Here is a 5074-nt window from a genome sequence, read left to right as displayed (position 1 = left end):
TCTCGCTCACGGCCTTCTTGGCGACCTGCTTCTTGAGAAGCAGCGCGCGCGGCGACAGCTCGGTGTCGCGCGCCTTCAGCAGGAAGGCGTCGAGCCCACCCCGGTGATCGACGCTCTTGAGCGCGTTGGCCGAAATGCGCAGCCGCACGCCGCGGCCGAGGGACTCGGACTGCAGCGTGACATTGACCAGGTTCGGCAGGAAGCGCCGCTTGGTCTTGATATTCGAATGGCTGACCGTGTGGCCGACGAGCGCCCCCTTTCCGGTCAGTTCGCATCGTCGCGACATGGAAACCTCGATGATCTCGGTAAATACCTTCGACCCACGCGCACGCGAGACCGGGCGCAAGCCGAGCTTGAGCGGGACCGCGGACCTATAGAGACCCGCCTCGGGGGCGTCAAGCGGCCGCCCCGCCCGAACCGCATCGTGGCGCGCCGGGCCGCCCTTCTGAAACAACATAGAAACGACTTATTCAACCCCGACACAGGGTTCGCTGCCGTCCATCGCCATGTGCCGTTCGCGAGGAATCGACCCAACGTGTCGTCCGGCCGTCTCGCCACCCCGTCGATCTTGTGTGTTCTGGCTGTCGTCGCGTGCGCCGGCACGGCGTCCCAGCCGGCCATGGCGCAGGGCAAGCTCGACGCCCGCTACACGGCGACGCTCGCCGGCATCCCGATCGGCCGCGGCGCCTGGGTGATCGACATCGCCGACGACCAGTACACGGCGGCGGCGAGCGGCACGACCACCGGCATCGTGCGGCTGTTCGCGAGCGGGCAGGGGTCGAGCGCCTCGCGCGGCCACGTCCGCAGCGGCAACCTGCTGCCCTCCACCTATGCGTCGAGCCTCGTCTCGGAGAAGAAGTCCGAGGAGCTGCGGATCGTCCTGCAGAACGGCACCGTCAAGGACGTGTCGGTCGAGCCGCCGTCGCCGCCGCAGCCGGAGCGCCTGCCCGTCACCGATGCGCATCGCCGCGGCGTCACCGACCCGATGAGCGCCGCGCTGGTGCGGGTCCCGGGCGCCGCGCCGCCGATCGGCCCCGAGGCGTGCAGCCGCACGCTCGCGATCTTCGACGGGCGCATGCGCTTCGATCTGCGGCTGTCGTTCAAGCGGATGGAGACGGTGCGCTCCGAGCGCGGCTATGAAGGGCCGGTCGCCGTCTGCGCCGTCGGCTTCACGCCGATCGCCGGCTACGTGCCGGACCGGGCGGCTATCGTCTATCTGACGCGCCAGCGCGACATCGAGGCCTGGATGGCGCCGGTCGCCGGCACCCGCGTGGTGGTCCCCTACAAGATCATCGTACCGACGACGTTCGGTCTCGGCGTGCTGGAGGCGACCCAGTTCGTCTCGCTTCCGAGCTCGACCCGGCCGACCCCGACCAGCGCCCGCATCCCCTGACCCCTTCGAACCCGCTCGTGCTCGCCCCGTTAACGAACGCGGCGGCAGCGCCGCCATCGCGTCCGCGGCGGCGTACACGATGTGGTGGCGGGGCGCACGCCGGCCCGAGATGTGGGAGAGAACGAATCTCGACTCGGAGCGAGTCAGCGATTCGGGCGCGATTCGTTCGGGAGTCGTTCCAATCGCTTAACAGGCGGTCCCGAACCGCGAGGCCGGCGTCGCATTCCGGGACAGGCCGCCGCGTGCGATCGGCCCTCGGGGCCGCGCCTGCGGCGAGGCCGGGCTTGGGTGCGACCGCGAAAGCGGCTAAGAGAGTGCGGCCGGTGCACGCTCCTCGGTGGCAGGACGGCGGCGTCACGGGACTCGCAGGTCGCCCGCGGGGTCGCGGCGGGCGCCGGCACGACGCCCGGAACTGCGCGCCCGGACAGGAACGGACCCGGACATGACGTCCGACAGACTGCCGTCTTTCGAGGTCTCGCCTCGCGCCGTCGTCTCCGGAACGACATCCCTTTGCTCGTGCCGTCGTCCGTCCTGACGGCGGCACAATCAGTCAGATACGCGATGCCCATCAGTTTCTCGTCCCCTACCGTTCGCGACGCCCGCCCCCGCGGGGCCGGCGTCACCGCCGTGCTCGGGCCGACCAACACGGGCAAGACGCATCTCGCCATCGAGCGCATGCTCGGCCATTCGTCGGGCCTGATCGGCCTGCCGCTGCGGCTGCTGGCGCGCGAGGTCTACAACAAGATCGTCGACCGGGTCGGGCCGGACGCGGTCGCGCTGATCACCGGCGAGGAGAAGATCAAGCCGGCCCATCCGCGCTTCTGGGTCTCGACCGTGGAGGCGATGCCGCGCGATCTCGACGTCGCCTTCGTGGCGGTCGACGAGGTCCAGCTCGGCGCCGATCTCGATCGCGGCCACGTGTTCACCGACCGCATCCTCAACCGCCGCGGGCGCGAGGAGACCCTCGTGCTGGGCGCCGCGACCATGCGGGGGATGGTCGAGAAGCTGCTGCCGGGCGCCAACGTGATCTCGCGGCCGCGTCTCTCCCAGCTCACCTTCGCGGGCGAGAAGAAGCTGTCGCGACAGCCGCGGCGCACCGCCATCGTCGCCTTCTCGGCCGAGGAGGTCTACGCGATCGCCGAGCTGATCCGCCGCCAGCGCGGCGGTGCCGCCGTGGTTCTGGGCGGCCTCAGCCCGCGCACCCGTAACGCCCAGGTGGCTCTCTACCAGTCCGGCGACGTCGACTACCTGGTCGCCACCGACGCGATCGGCATGGGCCTCAATCTCGACGTCGACCACGTCGCCTTCGCGTCCGACCGCAAGTTCGACGGCTACCAGTATCGCCGGCTCAACCCGGGGGAGCTCGGCCAGATCGCCGGCCGCGCCGGCCGCGCCCAACGAGACGGCACCTTCGGCACCACCGGCCGCTGCCCGCCCTTCGAGCAGGAGCTCGTCCAGGCGCTGGAGAGCCACGCCTTCGAGTCCGTGAAGGTCCTGCAATGGCGCAACACGGATCTCGACTTCTCCTCGCTGGGGGCGCTGTCCGCCTCGCTGGCCGTGACGCCGACCCTGCCGGGCCTGACCCGCGCGCCGGTCGCCGAGGACATCCTGGTGCTCGAGCACGCCATGCGCGACGACACGGTGCGGGAGCTGGCGCGAGGGCGCGCCGACATCGCGCGGCTGTGGGACGTCTGCCAGGTGCCGGACTATCGCAAGATCTCTCCGGCGGCCCATGCCGAGATGGTCGTCACCCTCTTTGGTTTTCTGGGCCGCGAGGGTACGATACCGGTCGACTGGTTTTCTCGGCAGGTCGCTCTTGCGGATCACACCGAGGGCGGTATCGATACCCTGTCTAACCGTATTGCGCACATCCGGACCTGGACCTTCGTCGCCAATCGTCCGGACTGGCTCGGCGATCCCGAGCACTGGCAGGGCGTCACCCGTGCCATCGAGGACAAGCTCTCGGACGCCTTGCACGAACGGCTGGCCGAGCGATTCATCGACCGTCGCACCAGCGTGCTGATGCGGCGCCTGCGAGAGAATGCGATGTTGGAAACAGAGATCACCAAGACGGGCGAAGTCGTCGTCGAAGGGCACGTCATCGGCCGGCTCGACGGCTTCCGCTTCGCACCGGAGGCGACCACCGGCGGCACCGACAGCAAGGCGCTGTCGGCGGCGGCCCAGAAGGCGCTGGCCGGCGAGATCGACGCCCGCGCCGGGCGCCTCTCCCACGCACCGGACTCGCAGTTCGTGCTGGCCTCCAACGGGCTGATCCGCTGGATGGGCGAGCCGGTGGCGAAGCTCCTGCCGGGCGACAACATCCTGCGCCCGCGGGTGAAGATCCTCGCCGACGAGCACCTCACCGGGGCGTCGCACGAGCACGTGCAGACGCGGCTCGACCTGTGGACCCGCACCCATATCGAGCGGATCCTCGCCCCGCTGTTCGTGCTCGGCGCCGCCGAGGACATCACCGGAATCGGCCGCGGCATCGCGTTCCAGCTCGTCGAGGCGCTCGGCGTGCTGGAGCGCTTCAAGATCGCCGAGGAGCTCAAGGGCCTGGACCAGGCGCAGCGCGCCACGCTGCGCAAGCACGGCGTCCGGTTCGGCGCCTATCACGTCTATGTCCCGGCGCTGCTGAAGCCGGCGCCGCGGGCGCTCGCCGCCGAGCTGTGGGCGCTCAAGCACGGCGAGGTCGACACCTCCGGGCTGGACGACCTGCAGCGCCTCGCCGCCTCGGGCCGCACCTCCTTCGCGGTCGACAAGGCGGTTCCGCGCACCCTCTACCGCACCATCGGCTACCGGGTGTGCGGCGAGCGCGCCGTGCGGGTCGACATCCTGGAGCGGCTCGCCGACCTGATCCGGCCGGCGCTGAGCTGGCGCCCGAACGCCCCCGGCGACAAGCCGGCCGGCGCCTTCGACGGGTCCGGCTTCACGGTGACGCAGGCCATGACCTCGCTCACCGGCTCGTCCGGTGAGGACCTCGCCTCGATCCTGAAGGCGCTGGGCTACCGTCTCGAGCGGCGTCCGAAGCCGGCCGAGGCTCCGGCCGCGGCCAAGCCGGCCGAAACCGGGACCGAAACCGCGGTCGTCGAGACCGCGACCGTCGAGACCGAGACGGCGGCGGCCGAGGCCCTGGCTGCCGATGCCGAGACGGCCGAGGTGTCCGCGGACACGATCGAGGCACCGGCCATCGAGGCGTCCCTGGCGCCGGACGCCGAGGAGCCCGTGGCCGCCACGAGCGCCGACGAGGTGCCGATCGCGCCCGAGCCCGAAGTGCCCGAGGACGTGTCCGTCGAGGACCCTGCGGTCGACGAGGAACCGGCGGTCGACGAGCCGGCGGCCGACGCGGCTTCCGCCGACGAGACTGCGGTGGACGCGGCAGCGTCGGACGACGCCGGCGAGCCGGTCGCCGAAGCCTCCGCCCCGGCCGAAGCCTCCGCCCCGGCCGAGGACGCCTCCGCCGAGACGGCGCCGGAGACCGGCGAGGTCTCGACCGCAGACGTCGAGGCGTCCGCCGAGGCCGGCGCCGCCCCGGCCGCGCCTGCGGCCGAGGAGCCGCAGTTCATCGAGATCTGGCGCCCTGGCCGGCCGCACGAGGAGCGACGCGACCCGAAGCGCCATCATCGCGGCGGCACCGCGCGTCGGCCCGACGCCCAGGCGGCGGCTCCCGCGGGGGCGACG

The 5074-nt window shown here is 71.4% G+C and carries 3 protein-coding genes; 2 read left to right on the top strand and 1 reads right to left on the bottom strand.

Annotated elements, in window-relative coordinates; genetic code table 11:
• On the bottom strand, positions 1-286 hold a 286-nt coding region (gene rpmB, locus CH341_RS27870), incomplete at its 3' end, for a 50S ribosomal protein L28 (protein ID WP_111422258.1).
• Between the two features lie 249 nt (positions 287-535).
• On the opposite strand from rpmB, the gene CH341_RS27865 reads away from it, so the two are divergent.
• Together CH341_RS27865 and CH341_RS27860 are read left to right on the top strand one after the other, a co-directional pair.
• Positions 536-1393 (top strand): DUF3108 domain-containing protein, encoded by an 858-nt coding sequence (locus CH341_RS27865; RefSeq protein ID WP_111422256.1) that lies wholly within the window; start codon positions 536-538, stop codon positions 1391-1393.
• A 561-nt stretch (positions 1394-1954) separates the two neighbouring features.
• The coding region (locus CH341_RS27860; protein ID WP_111422261.1) for a helicase-related protein at positions 1955-5074 on the top strand (3120 nt) is incomplete at its 3' end.

Source organism: Rhodoplanes roseus (assembly GCF_003258865.1).
GTDB lineage: Bacteria > Pseudomonadota > Alphaproteobacteria > Rhizobiales > Xanthobacteraceae > Rhodoplanes > Rhodoplanes roseus.
The sequence above is the reverse complement of the archived record's forward strand: the minus strand, read 5'-3'. Positions and strand labels throughout refer to the sequence as shown.